The organism is Streptomyces sp. NPDC093089 (assembly GCF_044754405.1).
Lineage (GTDB): Bacteria > Actinomycetota > Actinomycetes > Streptomycetales > Streptomycetaceae > Streptomyces.
Genome location: NZ_JBIVPA010000004.1, coordinates 352,994 through 376,363, shown reverse-complemented (window position 1 = coordinate 376,363; position 23,370 = coordinate 352,994). Strand labels below are relative to the sequence as shown.

Genomic DNA, 23,370 nt, shown 5'->3' with positions numbered 1-23,370 from the left:
AGTGACCCTGGCCCGTCTCGCCGCCCGTCACGGCGTCGCCACCGCGTACAGCCCGTCCGAAGGCGTCACCGTTCCCGTGCCCGACGCCACCGTGGTCGCCGTCCTCGGCGCCCTGGGCGTCGACGCGGCCACCCCGGAGGCGGTCGCCGCCGCCCTCGGCGCGGCGGAGCGGGCCGACCGGGACCGCCTCCTGCCCCCGACCCTGGTCCACCGGCGGGGCGACGAGCCCCTCCGGCCCCCGGCGGACCTGCCGTCCGGCACCCGCCTGCGGGTCACCACCGAGGAGGGGGCCGTCCTCACCGGCCCGGACTGGGAGCGGCTGCCCCTCGGCGTCCACACGGTCACGGCGCAGGCCCCCGACGGGCGCGCCGCCACCGCCACCCTGATCGTGAGCCCCGCGCGCGTGCCCGCGCCCGAGCGGCGCGCGTACGGGCTCCTCGTCCAGCTCTACTCGCTGCTCTCCAGCCGCTCCTGGGGCATGGGGGACCTCGGCGACCTGCGCGAACTCGCCGGCTGGGCGGGCCGCGTCCACGGCGCGGGCTTCGTCCAGGTCAACCCGCTCCACGCGGGCGTGCCCGGGGCGCCCACCGACCCCTCCCCGTACCGCCCCTCCTCGCGTCGCTTCCCGGACCCCGTCCATCTGAGGATCGAGGAGATCCCCGAGTACGCCCTGGTGGGCCCCGAGCGCCGCGAGGAGCTCGACCGGATCCTCGCCGACGCCGCCGAACTGCGCGAACGGGTCCTCGGCAAGGGCGCGCTGATCGACCGGGACGCGGTGTGGGACGTCAAACGGCGGGCCCTGGAGATCGTGGTGGGGAGCGTCGACCTCGGCCCGGGGCGGCGCGCCGACTTCCACGACTTCCTCGCCGACCGGGGCCGCGCCCTGGAGGACCACGCCACCTACCAGGCCCTCGCCGAGCGGCACGGCCACCACTGGCGCGACTGGCCCGAGGAGCTGCGCGGGCCGCGCACGGCGGAGGCGGCGGTGCGCGCCGACCCGGAGCTCGCCGCCCGGGTCGACTTCCACTGCCGGCTCGCCTGGCTGACGGACCGGCAGCTGGCCGACGCCGCCGCGGCCGCCCGCGCGGCCGGGATGGAGATCGGGATCGTCCACGACCTGGCCGTCGGCGTCCACCCGGAGGGCTCGGACGCCTGGGCCCAGCAGGACGCCTTCGCGGCCGGCATGTCGGTCGGCGCCCCGCCGGACGCCTTCAACTCCCGCGGCCAGGACTGGGGGCTGCCGCCCTGGCGGCCGGACGCCCTCGCCGCCGCGGGCTACGCCCCCTACCGGGGCCTGCTGCGCGAACTCCTGCGCCACGCGGGCGCGCTGCGCATCGACCACGTCATGGGCCTGTTCCGGCTCTGGTGGGTTCCGGAGGGCCGGCCGCCCACCGAGGGGACCTACGTCCGCCACGACGCCGAGGCGATGCTCGCCGTCCTCGTCCTGGAGGCGCACCGCGCCGGCGCCCTCGTCATCGGCGAGGACCTCGGCACGGTCGAGCCGGGGGTGCGCGAGGAGCTGGCCCGGCGCGGGGTGTTCGGCACCTCCGTGCTCTGGTTCGAGCGGGACTGGGCGGGCACCGGCCGCCCGCTGCCCCCGGCGGAGTGGCGCCCGGAGTGCGTGGCCACCGCCACCACCCACGACCTGCCCCCCACCGCCGCCCGGCTGTCCGGCGACCACGTGGCCCTGCGGCACCGGCTCGGCCTGACCGACGGCGACCTGGAACGCGACCGCGCGGCCGACGCGGCCGAGACCGCCGAGTGGCTCGCCCTGTTCCAGCGGCTCGGGCTGCTGCCCGAGGGGCCGGGGGACGAGGCGGCCGGCATCCGGGCCGTGCACCGGTTCCTGCTCGCCACGCCCGCCCGGATGGTGGGGGTGTGGCTGCCGGACGCGGTGGGGGACCGCAGGCCGCAGAACCTGCCGGGCACCTGGGACGAGTACCCCAACTGGCGGCTGCCGCTCGCGGGCCCGGACGGCCAGCCGCTCACCCTGGAGCAGTTCGCCGCCTCCCCGCGGGCGCACGCCCTGCTGCGCGAACTGCGCGACCGCACGGCGTCCGGCGAGGGGGCCGGCTAGGGGCCCCGGCGCGGGGCTCGGCGAGCGGGGAGTGCCCGTACGGCACCCCCGGGCGCGCGGTCCGTTTAGGTGTTCGCTACGTTTGCACCGTGGACAAGAAGAACGCACTGCGCGCCGGCTCCGTCGCGGCCGGTACGACGCTGATGATGCTGCTCATGTCGTCCCCCGCGCTCGCGCTGACCCGCGACGACGGTGACGACCCGGCCCCCAAGCTGAGTGTCGTCGAGACGCTCGGCCTCTACGTGGCCGCCCCGCTGGTGCTGTTCCTGGTCATCATCGGCCTGGTGATGGTGCTCGACAAGTCCAAGAAGGCGTAACCGCCTCATCGGTCTCCGCCGAGGGCGCCGCACGGTACGAGGTACCGTGCGGCGCCCTCGCGTGCGTTGAGGCCCCCGCCGCCCGCCGTCGTCAGGCGGTCGTGGCGAGCAGCTTGCGGAGGAGTGCGGTCAGCTGGTCCGCCTCCTCCTCGGTGAGCGCGGCCGTCAGGGCGGCCCGCTGCTCCGCGAGGCCGGCGCCGACGGCCTGGTCCACCAGTTCCCTGCCGCGCTCGCTGAGGGTGACCCGCAGCCCGCGCCGGTCGTTCGGGTCGGGGCTGCGCGTGAGCAGCCCGGCCTTCTCCAGCTTGTCGAGCCGGCCCGTCATGCCGCCGGTGGTGATCATCAGCGTGGCGGTCAGCTCGCGCGGCGAGAGCGTGTACGGCTCCCCGGACCTGCGCAGGGTGGCGAGCACGTCGAACTCCCCGAGTGCCATGCCGTAGGGCGCGTACGCCTTGTCCACCTTGCCGCGCATCGCGTGGGACAGCCGGTAGATCCTGCCGAAGACGGCCATCGGCACGGTGTCCAGGTCGGGGCGGACGGCCGCCCACTGGTCGGCGATGGCGTCGACGGCGTCGCGGCCGGGGTTCTGCGTCGTCATGGCCCCAGTTTCCCCTTCCCCTCAGGTCGATGGCAAGAAAGCCACTTGCAAGCAAGTAGCTTAGTGATAAGTTAATTACCGCCAAGCCAGTCCGGCACTCGACAGCAGGGGGAACCGTCATGTCCCGCAAGGCGGCAGTCGTCGCGCTCACCGCACTCGCCCCGATCTCCTGGGGCTCCACCTACTTCGTCACCACCGAGTTCCTGCCGCCCGACCGGCCGCTCTTCACCGGCCTCATGCGCGCCCTGCCCGCCGGCCTCCTGCTCCTCGCCCTCACCCGCAAGCTCCCCAAGGGCGCCTGGTGGGGCAAGGCGGCGGTCCTCGGAGCCCTGAACATCGGCGCCTTCTTCCCGCTCCTCTTCCTCGCCGCCTACCGGCTCCCCGGCGGTGTCGCCGCCGTCGTCGGCTCCGTCGGCCCGCTCTTCGTCGTCGGCCTCGCCGCCCTCTTCCTCGGCGACAAGCCCACCGTGAAGTCCCTGGTCACCGCCGCCGTCGCCGCCTTCGGCGTCAGCCTGGTGGTCCTCAAGGCGGGGGCCGCGCTCGACGCGGTCGGCGTGTTCGCAGGACTGCTCTCGGCCCTCTCCATGTCGGCCGGCATCGTCTTCACCAAGCGCTGGGGCCGCCCCGAAGGCGTCGGCGCCCTCGCCCTCACCGGCTGGCAGCTCACCGCCGGCGGCCTGGTCATCCTGCCCATCGCCTTCCTGATCGAGGGCGCCCCGCCGGCCCTGACCGGCACCAACCTGGCCGGCTACGCCTACCTCGCCTTCGGCAACACCGCGATCTCCTACTTCCTCTGGTTCCGCGGCATCGAGCGCCTGAGCGCCTCCTCGGTCACCTTCCTCGGCCCGCTCTCCCCGCTCACCGCGGCGATCATCGGCTGGGCGGCGCTCGGCCAGGCGCTCGGTCCGGTGCAGGTCGTCGGCATGCTGATCGCCTTCGGCGCCACCCTGGCGGGCCAGCTGAACCCCCGTACGCCGAAGGTCCCGCAGGCCGAGTCGTTCAGCTCCACTGAAAAGAACGGTCGGGAAGTTTCGATGGACCTGGAGGTTTCGGCGGTGCGACGGTAAGCGGCACGCAGCCGACCACCGCCCGCCACCCGGCCACCGCCCACACCACCGAACCCGCAGTCACCGAACCCGCAGCCACCGAACCTGCAGTCACCGAACCCGCAGCCACCGAGAGGCCGGCGCCCGCCGAGGGCGCCGGCCTCGGCGCGCTCCCGGCGCTCCTCGCGGTGGGCGCGGCCGGATAGGTTGCGCCCCATGACCGAGTGGGACGTCAAGAAGCTCCATATCCTCCGCACCCTCCGCGACCGCGGCACCGTCACCGCGACCGCGGAGGCCCTGCTCATGACCCCCTCGGCCGTGTCGCAGCAACTCACCAACCTCGCGCGGCAGCTCGGCGTGCGCCTCCTGGAGGCCCAGGGCCGCCGGGTCCGGCTCACCGACGCGGCCCACCTGGTGCTGCGGCACGCGGAGCTCGTCTTCGCGCAGCTGGAACGCGCCGACGCCGAACTCGACGGATACCTGCGGGGCGAGGCGGGGCAGGTGCGGGTCGCGGCGTTCTCGACGTCGGTGCCCGCGCTCGTCGTCCCCGCCGTACGGCAGCTGCGCACCGCGCACCCCGGGCTCGACGTCCGCGTCCGGGAGGCCGAGGCGGCGGAGGCGTACGAGCTGCTCGCGGCCGGCCAGGTCGACCTGGCGCTCTCGCTCGCCGCCCACGCGCCCTCCGCGCGCGACCCCAAGTTCAGCCGGGTGCCGCTGCTCGCCGACCCGCTCGACGTGGCCCTGCCCGCCGGCCACCCGCTCGCCGACGCCCCCGGGCTGCGGCTCGCCGACCTCGCCGCCGAGCCCTGGATCTTCGGCGGCTCCGGCCCCTGGTCCGAGATCACCACCGCCGCGTGCGAGGCCGCCGGCTTCGTGCCCGAGCAGGCCCACAGCGCCTCCGGCTGGACCGCGATCCTCGCGATGGTCGAGGCCGGGATGGGGATCGCCCTCGTCCCCCGGATGGCCTCGGCCGAACGCCGGGGCGGGGCCGGCGTCGTGATGCGCGTCCTCTCCGCCGACCAGCCGCGCCGCCACGTCGTCGCGGCCGTGCGGCGCGGGGCGGAGGGCGGCCCCGCGGTGTCCCGGGTCCTGGCCGCGCTCCGCCAGGCGGCGGCGGCCCGGGAGACCGTTCAGCAGAACTGAACGATGGCGTCGAAAACATTCGATGGACCGCCCGGGTCCTCGGGGCGCAGAGTCGGGACATGACCTTCGAGACGAGCCAGGACCAGGACCCGCACGCCAACGACGCCGCCCCCTACGCCGGCGGCGACCCGTACGCCGACTACCGCTCCGGCGACTTCCCCTTCACGGAGCTCGTCGACCTCGCCGACCGCCGCCTCGGCGGCGGCGTCGTGGCCGCCAACGACGAGTTCTTCGCCGAACGGGAGAACCTCCTCGTCCGCGAGCCGGCCGTCTTCGACCCGGAGCACTTCGGCCACAAGGGCAAGATCATGGACGGCTGGGAGACCCGCCGACGCCGCGGCGCCGACGCCGAGAACGTCTTCCCCGCCCCCGAGGACCACGACTGGGCGATCGTCCGCCTCGGCGCCCCCGGCGTCATCCGCGGCATCGTCGTCGACACCGCCCACTTCCGCGGCAACTACCCGCAGCGGGTGAGCATCCAGGCCACCGCCGTCGAGGGCTCGCCCGGCCCCGCCGAGCTGCTCGACGCGAAGTGGGAGGAGCTCGTCCCGCCCACCCCCGTCCGCGGCCACGCCGCCAACGGCTTCCCGATCGACGCCGAGCGCCGCTGGACCCACGTCCGGGTCTGCCAGCACCCCGACGGCGGCATCGCCCGCCTCCGCGTCCACGGCGAGGTCGTGCCCGACCCCGAGTGGCTGGAACTCCTCGGCACCCTCGACCTCGTCGCCGTGCTCAACGGCGGTTCGTACGAGGACGCGTCGGACCGGTTCTACTCCTCGCCCACCCAGATCATCCTGCCCGGCACCTCCCGCAAGATGGACGACGGCTGGGAGAACCGCCGCCGCCGGGTCCGCGGCACCAACGACTGGGTCCGCTTCCGCCTCGCCGCCCAGGGAGCCGTCCGCGCCGTCGAGATCGACACCGCCTACCTCAAGGGCAACTCGGCCGGCTGGATCGCCCTCCAGGGCTGCAACGGCGACCCCGCGGGCGGCGCGGAGTGGTTCGAGATCATCCCCAGGACCCGCCTCCAGCCCGACACCCTGCACCGCTTCAAGCTCCCGGCCCAGGCCGTCGTCACCCACGTCCGCCTCGACGCCTTCCCCGACGGCGGCGTCGCCCGGATGCGCCTCCACGGCACGCTCACGGAACAGGGCGCGGCCGACCTGCGCGCCCGGTACGCGGCCCTCGGCGGCTGACCCGGCGAAGTCGGCCGACACGGCGAAGCGGCCGACACGACGAAGCCGGCGACACGACGAAGCGGCCGATACGACGAAGCGGCCGATACGACGAAGGGGCGCCCCCACGGGGGAGGGCGCCCCTTCACCGGTCACTGGACCGACGTCACTGGACCGGCGTCACGCGCGGTCGGCGGCCTGCGCCTTCAGCGCACGCTCGATGCCCGCGCGGCACTCGGTCACCATGCGCCGCAGCGCCGGAACAGGGTTGTGCTCCGCGATCCACGCGTCCGTCGCGTCCAGCGTCTCCTGGGAGACCTGGAGCGTCGGGTAGAGGCCGACCACGATCTGCTGGATCATCTCGTGGCTGCGGGTCTCCGAGACGCCCTTGATCGCCGCGAAGTACTTCGCCGTGTACGGGGCGATCAGCTCGCGCTGGTCGGCCTGGACGAAGCCGCCGATGACGGCCTCCTGCACGGCGTTCGCCAGCTTGTCGTCCTCGACGACCGAAGCCCAGGCCTCCGCCTTCGCGGCCTCCGTCGGGCGGGCCGCCCGCGCGGTCGCCGCGTGTCGCTCGCCGGCCGCGGTCCGGTCGCGCTCCAGCTCGGCGGCGATCTCCGCCTCGTCGAAGCGGCCGGTGGCCGCGAGCCGCTGCACGAACGCCCAGCGCAGCTCGGTGTCGACGGCGAGGCCCTCGATCACCACGCCGCCGTCGAGCAGCCCGGCGAGCACGTCGAGCTCGGCGTCCGTACGGGCGGTCGCCGAGAAGGCCCGCGCCCACGCCAGCTGGTGGTCGCTGCCGCCCTCGGCGGCGCGCAGCTGCTCCTGGGCGAAGGTGCCCCAGCGCGCCAGGCCCTCGGCCCGCCACTCCGGCGCCGCGTACAGGTCGAGGGCCGCCTTGACCTGGCCCTGGAGCGACTGGACCACGCCGATGTCGGACTCCTTGGCGATGCCCGAGAGCACCAGTGCCAGGTAGTCGCGGGTGGCCAGCTCGCCGTCGCGGGTCATGTCCCAGGCGGAGGCCCAGCACAGGGCGCGCGGCAGCGACTCGGCGAAGTCGCCGAGGTGCGCGGTGACGTTGGTGAGGGACACCTCGTCGAGGCGGACCTTCGCGTACGAAAGGTCGTCGTCGTTGAGGAGGACGACCGCCGGGCGGGCCTTGCCGACCAGCTGCGGCACGGCGGTCAGGCCGGCCGCCTCGATGTCCAGCTCCAGGCGGTCGGTGCGGACCAGCCGGCCGGCCTCGTCGAGGTCGTAGAAGCCGATCGCGATGCGGTGCGGACGCAGGACGGCCTCGCCCTTGGCGCCGGCGGGCAGCGCGGGGGCCTCCTGGCGGACGGCGAAGGCGGTGATGAAACCGTTCTCGTCGGTCTCGACCTCCGGGCGGAGGATGTTGATGCCGGCCGTCTCCAGCCACGCCTTCGACCAGGTCTTCAGGTCGCGGCCGGAGGTCTCCTCCAGCGCGCCGAGCAGGTCGGACAGGCGCGTGTTGCCGAAGGCGTGCGCCTGGAAGTAGGCCTGCACGCCCTTGAAGAACTCGTCCTGGCCGACGTAGGCGACGAGCTGCTTCAGGACGCTCGCGCCCTTGGCGTACGTGATCCCGTCGAAGTTGACGAGCACGTCCTCCAGGTCGTTGATCTCGGCCATGATCGGGTGCGTCGACGGCAGCTGGTCCTGGCGGTAGGCCCAGGTCTTCTCCGCGTTGGCGAAGGTCGTCCAGGCGTTGGGCCAGCGGGTGCCCGTCACGGAGGCCTGGCAGGCGACCGAGGTGTAGGTGGCGAACGACTCGTTCAGCCACAGGTCGTTCCACCACTCCATGGTCACGAGGTCGCCGAACCACATGTGGGCGAGTTCGTGCAGGATCGTCTCGGCACGCCGCTCGTACGCCGCGTCCGTCACCTTCGAGCGGAAGACGTACTGGTCGCGGATGGTGACCGCGCCCGCGTTCTCCATCGCGCCCGCGTTGAACTCCGGTACGAAGAGCTGGTCGTACTTCGCGAACGGGTAGTCGTACGCGAACTTCTCCTGGAACCAGTCGAAGCCCTGCCGCGTGACGTCGAAGATGTGCTCCGCGTCCAGGAACTCGGCCAGCGACGGACGGCAGTAGATGCCCAGCGGGACGGTCTGGCCGTCCTTCTCGTACGAGGAGTGCACCGAGTGGTACGGGCCCACGATCAGCGCGGTGATGTACGTCGAGATGCGCGGCGTCGGCTCGAAGACCCAGACGTCGTCCTTCGGCGTCTCCGGCGTCGGCGAGTTGGAGATGACCTTCCAGCCGGTCGGGGCCTTCACGGTGAACTGGAAGGTCGCCTTCAGGTCGGGCTGCTCGAAGGAGGCGAAGACCCGCCGCGCGTCCGGCACCTCGAACTGGGTGTACAGGTAGGCCTGGTCGTCGACCGGGTCGACGAAGCGGTGCAGGCCCTCACCGGTGTTGGTGTACGCGCAGTCGGCGACGACCTTCAGCTCGTTGCGGCCCGCGACCAGGTGGTCGAGGGCGATCCGCGAGTCGCGGAAGACGGCCGCGACGTCGAGCGACTTGCCGTTCAGCACGGCCTCGTGGACGGCGGGCGCGACGAGGTCGATGAAGGTCGAGGCGCCGGCCTCTGCGGAATCGAAGCGGACGGTGGTGACGGACCGGTAGGTGCCGCCCTCCTGCGCACCGGTGAGGTCGAGTTCGACCTCGTACGCGTCCACGGTCAGCAGTGCTGCCCGCTGCTGAGCCTCTTCACGGGTCAGGTTTGTGCCAGGCACCCGGTCAACTCCTCGGTTTCGTGACGTTTGGGCCATCTTTCCACGGGGTGCCTCAGCGGCGCACCGCGCATTTCCATGGTCCGTCGCCGCTGATCCGGAGCAGCCCGGGACCCGGCACCGGGGCGCTCACCCGGACCTCACCGATTTCGTTGACCAGCAGGTCCTGCTCCTCGTCGTCGTAGAGCGGGTCCCGCGGTGGGGTGTGCTGGTGGACCGTGAAGTTGGACTCCCCGTGGTGCGCGAAGTCGAGCACCCCGGGCGGCCCGTCGTAGATCACCAGGTCGTGCGCGAGGCCCTCGACGTGGCTGTCGAAGCGACGGGCGTGGGACAGCGGCAGCACTCGCAGCGTCCAGGGCGCGTCGGCCTCCACCCGCAGCGTCAGCGGGCGGGCGCGCGGGACCAGGGCGACCGTCCGGGCGCGGACGTCGTCCTCGTACGCCATGAGGAGGAACCCCTCGGCCCGCCCGTAGGTGTCGCAGGTCTCGATCGTGGTGGAGAGCGAGTGGAACGACTCGATCTCCAGGAGCACCCAGTGCCCCGGCGGCAGCGCCGGGTCGCAGTGCACGGTCTCCTTGCCGCGCCCCTGGTAGACGGCCGGCCGGAACTCCCCGCCGTACGGGTCCGCCACCGGCACGGGCGGGGTCGCGGGCGCCGGCGGCGGGGGCGGCGGGACGTAGCCGGGGCCCGGGATCGGCGGCGGCGGGGACTCCACCACGATGCCGAAGTCCGTCGCGAGCCCGGCCAGGCCCGAGGCGTACCCCTGGCCGACCGCGCGGAACCGCCAGCCGCCGCCGTGCCGGTAGAACTCCCCGAAGACGAAGGCCGTCTCCGTCGTCGCGCTCTCGATCGCGCAGTACGCCACGGGGTTCCCGGCCGCGTCCGTGACCCGCACGTCGAGCCCCGGGACCCGCCCGAAGGCGCCCCCGTCGGCGGAGGCGGCGATCACCAGGCGTCCGACGTCCGGCTCCACGCGCGCGAGGTCCAGCCACATCCAGTCGGCGGCCGGGCTGCCGGGCACGCCCGGCGCCGACCTGCCCAGGTGCCGCACCGCCCCCGAGGGGTGCTCGGCGTGGTTGTAGAAGACCAGGTCGGCGTCGTCCCGCACGCGCTCCCCGGCCCCGAGCAGCAGCGCCGACACGTCCACGTCGGGCACCTCGTGCCCGGTCCGCCAGCTGACCGCGACGTGGAGGGGCTGCGCGGGCACCGGGACGTTCGCACCCCTGGGTATCTGGGTCATGGAGGCACTCTGGCACGCGCGGGCACGCCGGAGGGGCGGCTCCCCGCAACGGGAAGCCGCCCCTCCGGAGGGTGCCTCGGGTCAGCCCTCGAGCTCGGCCGCGACGAGCTCCGCGATCTGCACGGCGTTCAGCGCCGCGCCCTTGCGCAGGTTGTCGTTGGAGAGGAACAGCGCCAGGCCGTTGTCGACGGTCTCGTCCACGCGGATGCGCCCGACGTACGAGGCGTCCTTGCCGGCCGCCTGGAGCGGGGTCGGGATCTCGGAGAGCACGACGCCCTCGGCGTCCTTCAGGAGCTCGTAGGCGCGCTCGACGCTGATCGGACGATCGAAGCGCACGTTGACCTGGAGGGAGTGGCCGGAGAAGACCGGGACGCGCACGCAGGTGCCGGAGACCTTGAGCTCCGGGATCTCCAGGATCTTGCGGGACTCGTTGCGGAGCTTCTGCTCCTCGTCGGTCTCGAAGGAGCCGTCGTCGACGATCGAACCGGCCAGCGGGACCACGTTGAAGGCGATCGGGCGCTTGTAGACGGCGGGCTCGGGGAACTCGACGGCCTCGCCGTCGAACGCCAGCTGGTCGGCGTTCTCGGCCACGGCACACGCCTGCGTGCGCAGCTCGGCGACACCGGCCACGCCCGAGCCGGACACGGCCTGGTAGGTGGTGGCGATCAGCGCGGTCAGGCCGGCCTCCTGGTGGAGCGGCTTGAGGACCGGCATGGCGGCCATGGTGGTGCAGTTCGGGTTGGCGATGATGCCCTTGGGGCGGTCCTTGATCGCGTGCGGGTTGACCTCGGAGACCACCAGCGGGACCTCGGGGTCGCGGCGCCAGGCGGAGGAGTTGTCGATCACGACGGCGCCCTGCGAGGCGACCTTCTCGGCGAGGGCCTTGGAGGTGGCGCCGCCCGCGGAGAAGAGCACGATGTCCAGGCCGGTGTAGTCGGCGGTGGAGGCGTCCTCGACCGTGACCCCGTCGACGACGGTGCCGGCGGAACGCGCGGAGGCGAAGAGCCGCAGCTCGTCCACGGGGAAGTTCCGCTCGACCAGGATCTTCCGCATGACTGTGCCGACCTGACCGGTGGCTCCGACGATTCCGACCTTCACGGGGACTCCTCCGTACGTGTGTGCAGGGTGCTGCCGGTCCATGATGCGTATGTCCCCGCCCGCCTTGTCCAATCCATTGTCCAAGGGTCGGGACGCGTCCTGGACGCGTCGCACCCGGGGACCGGGACGCGAAAGGGGCGGACGCCGGTTTCGGCGCCCGCCCCTCCTCACTCGTACGGTGCTACGGGGTGACCGCGCCGATCAGGACGCTGCCGGTGCCCGCGACGGTGCCGCGCGCGTTGAGCAGCTGGACCTGGCCGAAGAACTGGCGTCCCTCGGGGGCCGGACCGCCGACGACGACCTCGGCCGTGACCTTGGTGCTCGCGCCGTTGGCCAGCGGGTGGGTCTTGGCGCCGTCCACCTGGACGGTGCCGAGCGCCGGGGAGTAGTACACGTCCTTGTAGTCGTAGGTCGTGCCGCCCGCGGCCTGGACCGAGTAGCCGTCGACCACGACGGTGTAGGTGCCCGCGGCGGGCTTGACCAGGGAGACGCTCTCCTCCGAGTCGCCGTCGGCCGACTGGCCGACCTGCTTGCCGTTGAGGAGGACGGTCAGGTCGAGGTCGGCGGCCTTGTCGGAGGTGTTGCCGATCGCGATGTCGAGCCGCTCGACGCCCTCACCGATGGTGACGGTCTTCGTGTGCTGCTCGTGGTGCTGGATCGTCGGGGTCTCGACCTTGGCCGAGCCCAGCGAGCCGCCCTTCAGCTTGCCGTCGAGGGCGGCGAACTTGTTGGTGACGGTCCACTCGACGGCGGACGGGACGCCGGCCTTCGCCTCGGCGACCGTCTGGACGGCCGGGTCGAAGGAGGCGCCGAGCGCGGCGACGTTCAGCGTGTACGGGTTGTCCAGGTCGGGCGAGGTGCGGCGCGCCTCGACCTCGATCTCCCAGACGCCGGGCTGCGGGTTCGCGTAGGAGCGCAGGTCCGGACGGCAGGTGTTCGCCGGGTTGTAGTGCGGGTAGCAGCCGGTCGTCGCGGTCGGGTCCACCGGCACGCCGTACGGGTGGATGGCGATGAACCGGGTCTGGCTCTTCTCCTTCAGGCCGCCGATCGCGACCTCCAGGGAGGTGGCGCCCGCCGGCACCGTCACGAAGTACGACTTGGTGCTGTTGCGCTGCACCGAACCCGAGGCGGAGAAGCCGTAGCCGGGGGTGACCAGGTCGCTCGCGACCACCGAGGTGGCGAGGATCTGCTTGTCGACGCCCTCGGTGCGCTCGTCGTCGGCCTCCAGGAGCACGCTGTGCACGCCCGCGGTGCGCGGGCGGGCCTCCAGCTTGACGGTGACCGGCTTGTTCAGCGGCAGGTCGATCTCGTCGTCGCCCAGGATCCGGAAGGTGCCGTCGTTGTACTTGAGGTCCAGCTCGTGCTCGACGGCACGGTCCGGGCCGCTGGTACGGGTGACGGTGACGTCGTAGACCTTCTTCTGGCCGACCTTGAGGCCGCCCTCGCGGTCGTACACACCGGTGCCGGTGTGCGGGGCCGGGAAGATCACGGTGTCGACCGGGGCCTCGACCTTGTAGGAGTGGGCGGTGGCCCCGTCCTTGATCGACTCCCAGGCCTCGTCGACGTCGACGAGGCCGGCGCCCTGCTCGTGGGCCGCGACACCCGGGATCCGCTGCGCGGTCGAGGTGAGGGCGGTACGGAGGGTCAGCGGGGACAGCTCGATGCCGCGCTGCTTGGCGGCGGACAGCAGCAGCGCGCCGACGCCCGCGACCTGCGGGGACGACATCGAGGTGCCGTTGAGCATGCCGTAGCCGGCCGGGAGCGCGTAGCCGGCCTCGGCCACGCCGGAACCGGCCTGCCAGGTCGGGATGGTGTTCACGGACGAACCCGGGCCGGTGACCAGCGGGGCCGCGCCGCCGTCCTCACGCGGACCGCGCGAGGAGAACGGGAACATGGCGTACTTCTTCTCGACGGCCGAGCCGTAGTTGGCGGCCCAGGTCGACTGGGAGACCGCCGCGCCGACCGAGAGGACCTTGTCGGCCAGGCCGGGGTCGCCGATCGTGTTGGTGCCCGGGCCGGAGTTGCCGGCCGAGATCACCAGCTGCACGCCGTACTCGTCGATGAGACGGGTGTAGAGGCGGGAGCGGACGTTGTCGCCGTCGTTCAGCGCGGGCAGGCCGCCGATCGACATGTTGACGATGTCGACGCCGCGGTTGACGACGAGGTCGACCATGCCCTCGGTGAGGGCGGTGTTGGTGCAGCCGCCGGTCCAGGTGCACGCGCGCGAGGAGACGATCTTCGCGCCGGGCGCGGCGCCGTTCATCTTCCCGCCGAAGAGGCCCTTGGCGGCGGTGATGCCGGCGACGTGGGTGCCGTGCGAGGACTCCACGAGGCCGATGTTGACGAAGTCGCGCTTCTGGCCGACCCAGCTGCCGCCCAGCGGGTCCATCGGGACGTCCTTGCGGATCTCCACGACGAACGGGGTGCGCTCGGCGACCTCGGTGGCCGGGTTGTCGGTACCGAAGTAGCCGATCTGGTACCCGTCCTTGTACGGCTTCATCGGCTCGTTGTCCGTGAAGTCGTTGTCCTGGTCGGTGTCCACGCGGACGGTGCCGGCGGCCGGGTCGTACAGCATGCCGAAGACGTCGGTGGTGTCGCCGTCGCGGTTGATGTCACCCGCCGGGTCGCCGCCCGCGGTGATCGCCTCGGTGAAGCGGCTGAACTGGTACGAGCCCGCCGGGGCCGTCCAGCTCTGGGAGCTCGCGGTGAAGACCGGGCCGGCGACCGGGGTGACCTGGGCGCGCCAGGTGGAGTCGCCCTCGGTCAGCGGGTCGGTGGCGGTCACCCAGTCGACGATCTTGCGCTCGCCGGTGGTGGTCTTCTGGAGGGCCGGGTGGGCCAGGTCGACGCCCGAGTCGAGGATGCCGATGGTCACGCCGCGGCCGTCGGCCTTCGGGTGGTCCTCGACGAACTCGACCGCGCCCGTCTCGTGGGACGGGTTGTACGGGTTCTTCGCCGGGGTCTTCGCGCTCGGGGCCGGGTAGGTCGAGGTGACCGTGGTGCCCTCGACGGCACCCGTCGCGGCGCCCGCGTCCGGGGTCGGGTCGTCCAGCGGGATCTCGGCCTGGAGGTCGATCGACTGGACGGAGGAGAGCTGCGTGGCGGCCTTGATCGCGGCGGCGGCCTTCGCGGTCGGCAGGGTGGCGCGCACGTAGCCGAGCGCGTCCTGCTGCTTGCCGACGGAGGCGCCGGGGACCGCGTCGAGCTGGCCGGCGACCTGCTCGGTGGCGCCGGGGACGGTGGCGACGAGGACGGTGACGTTCTTCTCGCCGCTGACCTGGGCCTCGGTGAGGCGCTGGGCATCGATCGCGCCGAGCTTGTCGGCGGGGTCCGAGGCCTTGACCGGGGGAGTGGTGTCCGGGGCTTCGGTGGCGAGCACGGGCGCGGCGCCGGTCGCGACCAGTGCGGCGACGAGCCCGGCGGCGGCGGCGATGCGCGCCGCACGCCTGTGCCCGGGCGTCGAGCGTCCGGGTATGGAGCTCCGAGTTTCGGGGGTGGTCATCTACATCCCTGTGGGTGAAAGGAGAGGGTCCGGAATTCGGTGCCGGATGACCGCTCAGCCTTTCGTAAATGACCGGGGTTTGTGGAGAGTCAGTGGGGGGCCGGTTGCCGCCGCGGCGGAAACCCGCCAGTGCGCGGGATGTGCCAGTGGGGACGAAACCGCCCTGAACGGGGCGACTTGGCGATCCCGCGGGTCAACTCTCCTTCGTACGGGCGTAATGGCGGGAGGCCTTGGCCCGGTTGCCGCAGACCGCCATCGAGCACCAGCGGCGGGTGCCGTTCCGCGAGGTGTCGAAGAAGTGCAGGATGCACGCCTCGTGGGCGCAGGCGCGGATCCGGTCGGGCGCGGTGCGCAGCAGGTCGAGGTAGTCGCGGGCGGCGCTCCAGCCGGGCCCCCAGGACGGGTCCTCGAACTCGGCCTCCTCGCCGGGGCCCGCCGTGGTGAGCGTGGCCCGGATGCGGCCGTGTCCCAGGACGGCGTCGACCCGGGCGGTGGCGTCGGGGTCGCCGGGCCGGTCGACGAGCGCGCCGAGCGCGTCCCGCGCGGCGAGCGTGTGGCGCAGGGTGGTGGCGTCCGCGGCGAACCGCCCCTGGAGCCTGTTGGCGGCGAGCCAGACCGCGAGCCCCTCGACCCCGTCGAGCAGGTCCTGCCGGACCCCCTCCACGTTCCAGCGGGTGTTGAGCAGGTCGAGCGAGAGCGGCTCGCCGACGAGCGGCCGCGGGTCGACGACAGTCATGGCGGACACCCTCCTCGGTGAGCTAACCCCTCAAGAGTACGTGAGCGGTTGACGCGCTTCACGCCTAACCTCTAAAGTCGAATTAAGAGGTTAGCCCCGCAGGGGTGACCGCACCGGAAAAAGGGGGACCCCGTGTCCGCGATCGGCAAGCTCGCCACCCACCACGTCGGCCTCAACGTCACCGACATCGACCGCTCCCTCGCCTTCTACCGCGACGTCCTCGGCTTCGACGTCCTCGGCGAAGGCAAGGAGGGCGACAGCCGCTTCGCCTTCCTCGGCCAGGACGGCAGCCTCGTCCTCACCCTCTGGCAGCAGGCCGAAGGCGACTACGCCCCCGCCCGCGCCGGCCTCCACCACCTCGCCTTCGAGGCCGAGTCCCTCGACCACGTCCGCGCCGCCGAAGCCGCCCTCACCGCCCGCGGCGCCACCTTCGCCCACGACGGCCTCGTCGCCCACCGCGAAGGCGCCGCCTCCGGCGGCATCTTCTTCCACGACCCCGACGGCACCCGCCTCGAAATCTCCGTCCCCCAGGGCGCCGAAAACCTCCCGGCCCCTTCCCCCACAGCCCCGACCTGCGGCTTCTTCTAGCCGCGCCCCCCGGTTGCGGGCAATCGTTCCGCAGGGGCGTGGGGGTCCCCCCCGGACGGAGTCTGGGGAGGGTGGGCACAACCGGAACGCGCCCCCGCGCCAGGACCCCGCACCCACCGACCCCGCACTCCAGTGAGGCCTGTCATGGATCCCTTCAACCCCGGCTCCCTGTCCGTGCAAGAGCGCGTCGGCGTCCGCGACCTGGCCGACCACGTAGCCCGCTCCATCACCCCCGGCATCCGCCCCATCGCCGCCGCCTTCCTGGAAGCCCAGCCCCTGCTGACCGTCGCCGCCGCCGACCCCGACGGCCGCGTCTGGTCGAGCCTCCTCACCGGCCCGCCCGGCTTCACCCGCGCCACCGGCCCGCACACCGTCTCCGTCGCCGGCGGCATCCCCGCCCACGATCCCCTGGCGGGTGCCGTCACCGCCGACGGCACCCCCATGGGGACGATCGCCCTCGACCCGCGCACCCGCCGTCGCATGCGCCTCAACGGCATCGCGCGGCCCAGCGCGCGCGGCTTCACGATCGAGGCCCAGCAGGTCTTCTCGAACTGCCCGAAGTACCTCCAGAAACGGGAGTTGTACGGCTCCGACCCCGCGGGCCGCGAGCCCGGCGCCGTACGCCGCGGAGAGGCGCTCACCCCCGACCAGGTGCGCTTCGTGAGTGCCGCCGACACCTTCTTCATCGCCACCACCGCACCCGACGGCGTCGACGCGAGCCACCGCGGCGGCAGGCCCGGCTTCGTCCGGGTCGACGGGTCCGGGGAGCTCAGCTGGCGTGACTACGCGGGCAACTCGATGTTCCTGACCCTGGGCAACCTGGAGTCCGACGGCCGCGCCGGCCTGCTCTTCCTCGACTGGGAGACCGGCACGACCCTCCAGCTCAGCGGCCGCGCCCACACCGACCACACCCCCGAAGGCCGCATCACCCGCTTCCGCCCCACCCGCATCCTCGAAACCCCCTCCGCCACCCCCCTCCGCTGGTCCACCCCTGAATACTCCCCGGCCCACCCGCCCACTCCCTGAGCGAGGACCTTCCGTGACCACCGCGCCCACCGTGCAAGCGCCCGCGCCCCGAGCACCCTCGCGCCCCCGGCCCCCCGCCCGTCCCCGCCCCGCCCTCCTCCTCGCCTCCACCGCCGCGAGCGTCACCGCCCTCCTCCTCCTGGTCGCCGTCGGAACCGTGCTGCGCGAGCCGCTGCTGATCCCGCCGCTCGCGGCGAGCATGGCGCTGGTGGCGGGCGCGCCCGATCTGCCACTGAGCCAGCCGCGTTCGGTGGTGGGCGGCCAACTGCTCTCCGCCCTCACCGGGTTCGCGGTGCTCGCGGTGGCGGGCCCGGGGTTGTGGGGCGCGGCCGTCGCGGGCGGTCTGGCCCTCGGGGTGATGACGGTGGCGCGGACCCCGCACTCGCCCGCCGCGGCGACGGCCGTCATCGTGGCGCTCCAGGCCCCGCCGTTCTGGGCGTTTCTCGGCCTTCTCGCGCTCGCCTCGCTGCTCCTGGTCGCGGTGGGCGTCGTGGCGGGCCGTGCCACGGGGCGGACGTATCCCACGTACTGGATCTAACCTCTTTCCATGCAGCAGGAGTTGAGGGTGGCGGCCTACGCCGTGTGCGTCCGGGGCGACGAGATCCTCCTGGCCCGCTGGGTCGCGAAGGACGGCACGAAGCGGTGGACGCTGCCGGGCGGCGGGATGGACCACGGCGAGGAGCCGGTGCAGGCGGTCGTCCGCGAGGTGGAGGAGGAGACGGGCTACCTCGCCGAACCCACCGTCCTCCTCGGCATCGACTCCATCCGCCGCGGCTGGATCAACCGCTTCGCCGGCCCCGGTGACTTCCAGGGGCTGCGGATCATCTACGAAGTGCGGCTCACCGGCGGTTCCCTGCGCAACGAGACCGGCGGTTCGACGGACCTCGCCGCCTGGCACCCGCTCGGCACCGTGACCGCCCTGCCCCGCGTCGAACTCGTCGACATCGGCCTCGACCTGTGGCGCGAGCGGCCCCCCGTAGGCCGCTCCCGGCTCACCGACCCGGCAAACGGCTGAAAACGGCTCAACTCCCAGGCCCTGCGGAACCCTTCCGTCGGAACCCCGGTCCTCCCCGGCGACCGCAGTACTCGCACGGCAGAGTCCCAGGGGAGCCCGTATGACCGTCGTACGCACCGCCCGTACCCTCGTTGCCGCCACGCTCGTGGCCGGCCTCGCCGGCACCGCCCTCGCCGCGCCCGCCCTCGCGGCACCGGCGCCCGCGAAGGAGGGGCGGGACCACACGGCCACCCGGCAGGCGCTCCAGGCCGCCGTCGACGAGGGAGTGCCGGGCGCCGTCGTCCACACCCGTGACGGACGCGGCCAGTGGGCCGCCACCGCGGGGGTGCGCGGGGTCGCCGACCACTACCGGATCGCCTCCATCACCAAGACCTTCGTCGCCACCGTCCTCCTCCAGCTCCAGGCCGAGGGACGCATCGACCTCGACGACCCGGTCGAGAAGTGGCTGCCCGGCGTCGTCCGGGGCAACGGCCACGACGGCCGGAAGATCACCGTCCGCCAACTGCTCAACCACACCAGCGGCATCTACGACGTCACCTCCGACCGGGGCTTCGCCGAGAAGGTCTTCGGCCCTGCGTTCCTCGAGCACCGCTACGACCGCTGGACCCCGCAGCAGCTCGTCTCCATCGCCATGACCCACGCGCCGGACTTCGCCCCCGGCACGGACTGGAAGTACTCCAACACCAACTTCGTGCTCGCCGGCCTGGTCATCGAGAAGGTCACCGGACGCCCGTACGGGAAGGCGGTCGAGAACCGCATCGTCAAACCGCTCAAGCTGCGCGCCACCAGCGTGCCCGGCACCGACGTCACCATGCCGAACCCGAGCTCCCCGGCCTACTCCCAGCTGACCGACGAGCCGGACGCGCCGATCCACGACGTCAGCGAGCTGAGCCCCACCCTCGCCTACGCGGCCGGCGAGATGATCTCCGACTCGCGGGACCTCCAGACCTTCTTCCGCGCCCTGCTCTCCGGCCGGCTCCTCCCCAAGGCCGAACAGCGGGAGCTGACCACCACGGTCTCCGCCGCGCGGATCGACCCGAACCTGCGGTACGGCCTCGGCCTGATGCAGCTCAAGCTGAGCTGCGGCAAGGACGTCTGGGGCCACGGCGGCGGCATCCACGGCTCCACGTCCCAGGCCGTCACCACCAAGGACGGCCGGCACTCCCTCGCCGTGAACTTCAACGCCGACTGGACGGGCGACAGCCTGCGCGTCCTCGAAGCCGAGTTCTGCGGCACCACCGCCCCGACCGGCACCGCCCCCCAGCGGTAGCCGTCACCTCGGCAGGACGACGACGTACGTGGCGGGCTGCCGGTCCGGCGCGGCCATCAGGGCCGTGCGGACCACGGCGGCCTGCTGGTCCATCGCCTCGCGCAGCTTGCGCGGGGTCAGGTGGACGACCGTGATGCCGAGCCGCTCCAGGTGCTCCCGCTTGCGGGTGTACTCGGACCAGAGCGCGTCGTCGTCCTGCCGCGGGGCCCGGGTGTCCAGCTCGACGGCGACCGCCTGCTCCGGCCAGTAGGCGTCGACCCCGCCCAGGTGCGGGCCGCCCGGCAGCCGCAGGTCCACGTTCCACAGCGGGGCCGGCAGGCCGAACTCCCGCACCATCTCGTACAGCCGCTCCTCGGAGAGCGACCGCCCCTCGGCGAGCAGCGCGTCCACCGCGTCCACCACGTGTGGCCGGGTGAGCAGCCGGGCACGATTCAACTCCCGCACCACCGCTCCCGGTTCGCAGTGGCCGCCGCGGACCGCCTCGGTGAGCAGCCGGCGTACCTCCGCCGCGTCCGAGAGGCCCGACACGGCGTCGGCGACGGCACGGGCGACCGGCGCGACGGGAAGGCCCGTGAGCTCCACCGGCTCCGGCGCCTCGGACGCGCGCACCACCCGCACCCAGCCGGTCGACCGCAGCCGCCGGGTGCGCGGCACCAGCACGTCGATCCGCTCCAGGGCGGTGAGCGGGGGAGCGGACGCGAAGCGGTGCAGGGTCAGGGCGGCGATCCCGGTGATCATCGCGTCCGGCCCCTGCGTGGGCACGGCCGTGCTCCTGCGGGCGTAGAGGAGCGCGGCCTTCAGCCGGTCCTCGCTGGTCGGCTGCCCCGGGTGCAGCAGGAACACGCCCGGCAGCAGCTGCTGCCAGCCGCCCGGCCGGCAGTGCGCGGCGACCTCGGCGGCGGGGATCCCCTGCGACCTCAACTGGTCTGCCGACGCGAGGCGTTGCGCCCGGCCGGTGCGGGAGGAGAGGGGGAGGGGGCGGGGGGTGATGGGGGTGTTGTGGTTCATGACGGGGGTCTTCCGCTTCCGAAGGCTCCCCTAACCCCTGTTACACGCCCGTCGACATTCCGGGACGACCTCGCCCTAAAGTACGCGCGTTCGACAGCCGAAGGGGGCGGCACCCGCAGGGCGCCGCCCCCAGGGGCGTACCGGCTAGAGCGCCGCGCGCCCGTCGCACTCCTGCGCCCGCAGCGCCCGCGCCAGGTCGTCGCGGGCCTCCACGACGAGGCGGCGGAGCGCAGGCGCGGCGGACTCGTGCGAGGTCAGCCAGGCGTCCGTGGCGGCCAGCGTCGCCGCGTCGTCCTGGAGGCCCGGGAACAGGCCCCGGACGACGTCCATGCCGATCTGGATCGACCGATCGGCCCACAGCTGCTCGATCGCGGCGAAGTACTTCTCCCCGTACGGGGCGATCAGCTCGCGCTGCGAGGGCTGGACGAAGCCCGTGATGGTCGCCTCGACCAGCGCGTTCGACAGCGTGTCCGACTCGACGACCTGCGCCCACGCCTGCGCCTTGACCGCCGCCGAGGGCCGCGAGGCGAGGAGGCGGACCTGGTGGCGCTTGCCCGTCGCCGTGTCGTCGCGGGCCAGCTCCTCGCCGATCCGGTCCTCGTCGGCGAGGCCGTGCACGACGAGCGGGGTGAGCAGCGCCCAGCGCAGCTCCTGGTCGACGTCGAGGCCGTCGATCTTCGCCGTACCGTCGAGCAGCCCCGCCAGGAGCTGGAAGTCGGCTTCGGACGAGGAGGTCGCCGCGAAGAACCGCGCCCAGGTCAGCTGGTGCTCGCTGCCCGACTCGGCGAGCCGCAGCTCGCGCAGGCCGCCCTCGGCGAGCAGCCGCCCGCCCTCCTCGCGCCACTCGGGCGCCGCGTAGTGGGTGACCGCCGCCTTCGTCCAGGCGTGCACCATCTGGAGCACGCCGATGTCGGTCTCGCTGCCCGTGAAGGCGAGCGCGACGGAGACGAAGTCCCGGGCGGGCATCAGCCCGTCACGGGTCAGGTTCCACAGCGCGGACCAGCACAGGGCGCGGGCCAGCGGGTCGGTCATCTCGCCGAGGTGCGCGCGCACGGTGGCGAGCGAGGCCTCGTCGAAGCGGATCTTGCAGTAGGTGAGGTCCTCGTCGTTGACGAGCACCAGGTCGGGCTTCTCCTGGCCGGCGAGCTCGGTGACGACCGTCCGCGCGCCGGTGATGTCGGCCTCGGCCCGCGCGTACCGGACGAGCGCCCCGCCGGAGAGCCGGTAGAGGCCGACCGCCGCCCGGTGCGGGCGCGGCTCGCCGCCCTCCTGGAGCACGGCGAGCTCGGTGATCCGGCCCTCCACGTCGCAGGTGACGGCCGGCGTCAGGGTGTTCACGCCGGAGGTCTGGAGCCAGGACTTCGCCCAGGCCCTCATGTCGCGCCCGGAGGTCTCCTCCAGGATCGCGAGGAGGTCGGCGAGCCGCGTGTTCCCGTAGGCGTGGCGCTTGAAGTAGCGGCGCGCGCCCTCCAGGAACGCGTCCCGGCCCGCGTACGCGACGAGCTGCTTGAGGACCGACGCGCCCTTGGCGTAGGTGATGCCGTCGAAGTTGAGCTTGGCGTCCTCCAGGTCACGGATGTCGGCCGTGATCGGGTGCGTGGACGGCAGCTGGTCGGCGCGGTACGCCCAGGACTTGCGGTTGTTGGCGAAGGTCACCCAGCTGTTGGTGAAGCGGGTGGCCTCGGCGTTCACGAAGGAGCCCATGAAGTCGGCGAAGGACTCCTTCAGCCACAGGTCGTCCCACCACACCATGGTGACCAGGTCGCCGAACCACATGTGCGCCATCTCGTGCAGGATGACGTTGGCCCGGCTCTCGTACTGGGCCTGGGTGACCTTGCCCCGGTAGATGTACTCCTCGCGGAAGGTCACCATGCCCGGGTTCTCCATCGCGCCGAGGTTGTACTCGGGGACGAAGGCCTGGTCGTACTTCCCGAAGGGGTACGGGTAGTCGAAGTTGTCGTGGAAGAAGTCGAAGCCCTGCTTGGTGATCAGGAAGACGTCGTCCGCGTCGAAGTGCTTCGCCAGCGACTTGCGGCACATCGCGCCGAGCGGGATCTCCAGGTCGCCGCGCGTGTAGCTGTCCGTCACGTAGTGGTACGGGCCCGCCACGACACAGGTGATGTACGTCGAGATCGGCGCCGTCTCGGCGAACCGCCACACGCCGTCGGCGCCCCGCTCCCCGGCGCCGTTCGACCAGACCGTCCAGCCCTCGGGGGCGGTCACCGAGAAGCGGAACGGGGCCTTGAGGTCGGGCTGCTCGAAGTCGGCGTGCACCCGGCGGGCGTCGGACGGCTCGTACTGCGTGTAGAGGTAGACCTCGCCGTCCTCCGGGTCGACGAAGCGGTGCATGCCCTCGCCGGTCCGGCTGTAGGCGCACTGCGCGTCCACGACGAGCACGTTCTCGTCGGCGAGGCCGTCGAGCGCGATCCGCGAGCCGTCGAAGACGACGGCGGGGTCGAGCGCGCGGCCGTTGAGGGTGACCGCGTTCACGGAGGGCGCGATCAGGTCGACGAAGGTCGAGTCGCCCGCGCCGGTGCGGCGGAAGCGGATCGTCGTCTCCGAGCGGAAGGTGCGCACCGGCTCGGCGGAGTCGCCGACGGCCGAGCGGAGGTCGAGGTGGACCTCGTACCCGTCGACGGACAGCAGCTCGGCCCGCTCCTCGGCCTCGTCGCGGGACAGATTCTCACCGGGCACGGTCACTCCTTCGTGGCGCGTTCGAAACAGCAGCAATCCTCCCATGTGCGGCTGTCGCGGCCGACACGGGAATCCCGGTGCGCGGGGAA

Annotated in this window: 18 protein-coding genes; 10 read left to right on the top strand and 8 right to left on the bottom strand. The window is 72.9% G+C overall.

What is annotated here, in order from left to right; all coding sequences use genetic code 11:
- Position 1: 1 nt before the first annotated feature.
- Both malQ and ACIQFX_RS11710 read left to right on the top strand, forming a co-directional pair.
- Complete coding sequence (gene malQ, locus ACIQFX_RS11715; protein ID WP_402461211.1) at positions 2 to 2,077, top strand: 4-alpha-glucanotransferase; 2,076 nt, start codon at positions 2 to 4, stop codon at positions 2,075 to 2,077.
- Positions 2,078 to 2,166: 89 nt separating this feature from the next.
- Positions 2,167 to 2,394 carry a hypothetical protein gene (locus tag ACIQFX_RS11710; protein WP_367828080.1) on the top strand — a complete coding sequence of 76 codons (228 nt, stop codon included), beginning with the start codon at positions 2,167 to 2,169 and terminating at the stop codon, positions 2,392 to 2,394.
- Between the two features lie 91 nt (positions 2,395 to 2,485).
- Here the strand turns inward: ACIQFX_RS11710 and ACIQFX_RS11705 are convergent, their stop codons facing one another.
- On the bottom strand, positions 2,486 to 2,992 hold the full coding sequence (locus tag ACIQFX_RS11705) for a MarR family winged helix-turn-helix transcriptional regulator (RefSeq protein ID WP_402461209.1): 507 nt from the start codon (positions 2,990 to 2,992) through the stop codon (positions 2,486 to 2,488).
- A gap of 119 nt (positions 2,993 to 3,111) precedes the next feature.
- Between ACIQFX_RS11705 and ACIQFX_RS11700 the strand changes: the two genes are divergently transcribed.
- From ACIQFX_RS11700 to alc, 3 genes are all read left to right on the top strand, one after another.
- On the top strand, positions 3,112 to 4,059 hold the full coding sequence (locus ACIQFX_RS11700) for an EamA family transporter (protein WP_402461207.1): 948 nt from the start codon (positions 3,112 to 3,114) through the stop codon (positions 4,057 to 4,059).
- A 195-nt stretch (positions 4,060 to 4,254) separates the two neighbouring features.
- The gene (locus ACIQFX_RS11695) at positions 4,255 to 5,181 is read left to right on the top strand and encodes a LysR family transcriptional regulator (RefSeq protein ID WP_402461205.1); all 927 of its coding nucleotides are present in this window, start codon (positions 4,255 to 4,257) and stop codon (positions 5,179 to 5,181) included.
- 59 nt (positions 5,182 to 5,240) lie between these two features.
- Positions 5,241 to 6,377, top strand: a complete 1,137-nt coding sequence (alc, locus tag ACIQFX_RS11690; protein ID WP_402461203.1) for an allantoicase — start codon at positions 5,241 to 5,243, stop codon at positions 6,375 to 6,377.
- Positions 6,378 to 6,536: 159 nt separating this feature from the next.
- On the opposite strand, the gene pepN (ACIQFX_RS11685) is transcribed toward alc, so the two are convergent.
- From pepN (ACIQFX_RS11685) to ACIQFX_RS11665, 5 genes are all read right to left on the bottom strand, one after another.
- The gene (gene pepN, locus ACIQFX_RS11685; RefSeq protein WP_402461201.1) at positions 6,537 to 9,107 is read right to left on the bottom strand and encodes an aminopeptidase N; all 2,571 of its coding nucleotides are present in this window, start codon (positions 9,105 to 9,107) and stop codon (positions 6,537 to 6,539) included.
- Positions 9,108 to 9,159: 52 nt separating this feature from the next.
- On the bottom strand, positions 9,160 to 10,344 hold the full coding sequence (locus ACIQFX_RS11680; protein WP_402461199.1) for a TerD family protein: 1,185 nt from the start codon (positions 10,342 to 10,344) through the stop codon (positions 9,160 to 9,162).
- Positions 10,345 to 10,425: 81 nt separating this feature from the next.
- Positions 10,426 to 11,442 (bottom strand): aspartate-semialdehyde dehydrogenase, encoded by a 1,017-nt coding sequence (locus tag ACIQFX_RS11675; RefSeq protein WP_402461197.1) that lies wholly within the window; start codon positions 11,440 to 11,442, stop codon positions 10,426 to 10,428.
- A gap of 181 nt (positions 11,443 to 11,623) precedes the next feature.
- Positions 11,624 to 14,944: a S8 family serine peptidase gene (locus ACIQFX_RS11670; protein WP_402461195.1), complete on the bottom strand. Its 3,321-nt coding sequence runs from the start codon at positions 14,942 to 14,944 to the stop codon at positions 11,624 to 11,626.
- A gap of 193 nt (positions 14,945 to 15,137) precedes the next feature.
- Positions 15,138 to 15,680 carry a CGNR zinc finger domain-containing protein gene (locus tag ACIQFX_RS11665; RefSeq protein ID WP_402461193.1) on the bottom strand — a complete coding sequence of 181 codons (543 nt, stop codon included), beginning with the start codon at positions 15,678 to 15,680 and terminating at the stop codon, positions 15,138 to 15,140.
- A 132-nt stretch (positions 15,681 to 15,812) separates the two neighbouring features.
- Between ACIQFX_RS11665 and ACIQFX_RS11660 the strand changes: the two genes are divergently transcribed.
- The 5 genes from ACIQFX_RS11660 (at position 15,813) to ACIQFX_RS11640 (ending at position 19,579) form a co-directional block, all read left to right on the top strand.
- Positions 15,813 to 16,268, top strand: a complete 456-nt coding sequence (locus tag ACIQFX_RS11660) for a VOC family protein (RefSeq protein WP_402461191.1) — start codon at positions 15,813 to 15,815, stop codon at positions 16,266 to 16,268.
- Between the two features lie 144 nt (positions 16,269 to 16,412).
- Positions 16,413 to 17,294, top strand: coding sequence for a pyridoxamine 5'-phosphate oxidase family protein (locus ACIQFX_RS11655; protein WP_402461189.1), 882 nt, complete (start codon positions 16,413 to 16,415; stop codon positions 17,292 to 17,294).
- A gap of 13 nt (positions 17,295 to 17,307) precedes the next feature.
- Entirely contained in the window at positions 17,308 to 17,832 is a 525-nt protein-coding gene (locus ACIQFX_RS11650) for an HPP family protein (RefSeq protein WP_402461187.1), read from the top strand.
- Positions 17,833 to 17,841: 9 nt separating this feature from the next.
- Positions 17,842 to 18,309, top strand: coding sequence for an NUDIX hydrolase (locus ACIQFX_RS11645; protein WP_402461186.1), 468 nt, complete (start codon positions 17,842 to 17,844; stop codon positions 18,307 to 18,309).
- Between the two features lie 100 nt (positions 18,310 to 18,409).
- A complete protein-coding gene (locus tag ACIQFX_RS11640; protein WP_402461185.1) occupies positions 18,410 to 19,579 on the top strand; it encodes a serine hydrolase domain-containing protein in 1,170 nt (389 codons plus the stop codon).
- Between the two features lie 3 nt (positions 19,580 to 19,582).
- Here ACIQFX_RS11640 and ACIQFX_RS11635 read toward each other — a convergent pair whose 3' ends face one another.
- Positions 19,583 to 20,587, bottom strand: coding sequence for a hypothetical protein (locus ACIQFX_RS11635; protein ID WP_402461183.1), 1,005 nt, complete (start codon positions 20,585 to 20,587; stop codon positions 19,583 to 19,585).
- Between the two features lie 144 nt (positions 20,588 to 20,731).
- Entirely contained in the window at positions 20,732 to 23,281 is a 2,550-nt protein-coding gene (gene pepN / locus ACIQFX_RS11630; protein WP_402461181.1) for an aminopeptidase N, read from the bottom strand.
- Positions 23,282 to 23,370: the final 89 nt, after the last annotated feature.

Excerpts from the sequence above, each read along its gene's own strand:
- ACIQFX_RS11705 (WP_402461209.1), bottom strand. The coding sequence starts at position 2,992 with ATGACGACGCAGAACCCCGGCCGCGACGCCGTCGACGCCATCGCCGAC.
- ACIQFX_RS11700 (WP_402461207.1), top strand. The coding sequence starts at position 3,112 with ATGTCCCGCAAGGCGGCAGTCGTCGCGCTCACCGCACTCGCCCCGATC.
- ACIQFX_RS11695 (WP_402461205.1), top strand. The coding sequence starts at position 4,255 with ATGACCGAGTGGGACGTCAAGAAGCTCCATATCCTCCGCACCCTCCGC.
- alc (WP_402461203.1), top strand. The coding sequence starts at position 5,241 with ATGACCTTCGAGACGAGCCAGGACCAGGACCCGCACGCCAACGACGCC.
- ACIQFX_RS11680 (WP_402461199.1), bottom strand. The coding sequence starts at position 10,344 with ATGACCCAGATACCCAGGGGTGCGAACGTCCCGGTGCCCGCGCAGCCC.
- ACIQFX_RS11670 (WP_402461195.1), bottom strand. The coding sequence starts at position 14,944 with ATGACCACCCCCGAAACTCGGAGCTCCATACCCGGACGCTCGACGCCC.
- ACIQFX_RS11665 (WP_402461193.1), bottom strand. The coding sequence starts at position 15,680 with ATGACTGTCGTCGACCCGCGGCCGCTCGTCGGCGAGCCGCTCTCGCTC.
- ACIQFX_RS11655 (WP_402461189.1), top strand. The coding sequence starts at position 16,413 with ATGGATCCCTTCAACCCCGGCTCCCTGTCCGTGCAAGAGCGCGTCGGC.
- ACIQFX_RS11645 (WP_402461186.1), top strand. The coding sequence starts at position 17,842 with ATGCAGCAGGAGTTGAGGGTGGCGGCCTACGCCGTGTGCGTCCGGGGC.
- ACIQFX_RS11640 (WP_402461185.1), top strand. The coding sequence starts at position 18,410 with ATGACCGTCGTACGCACCGCCCGTACCCTCGTTGCCGCCACGCTCGTG.
- ACIQFX_RS11635 (WP_402461183.1), bottom strand. The coding sequence starts at position 20,587 with ATGAACCACAACACCCCCATCACCCCCCGCCCCCTCCCCCTCTCCTCC.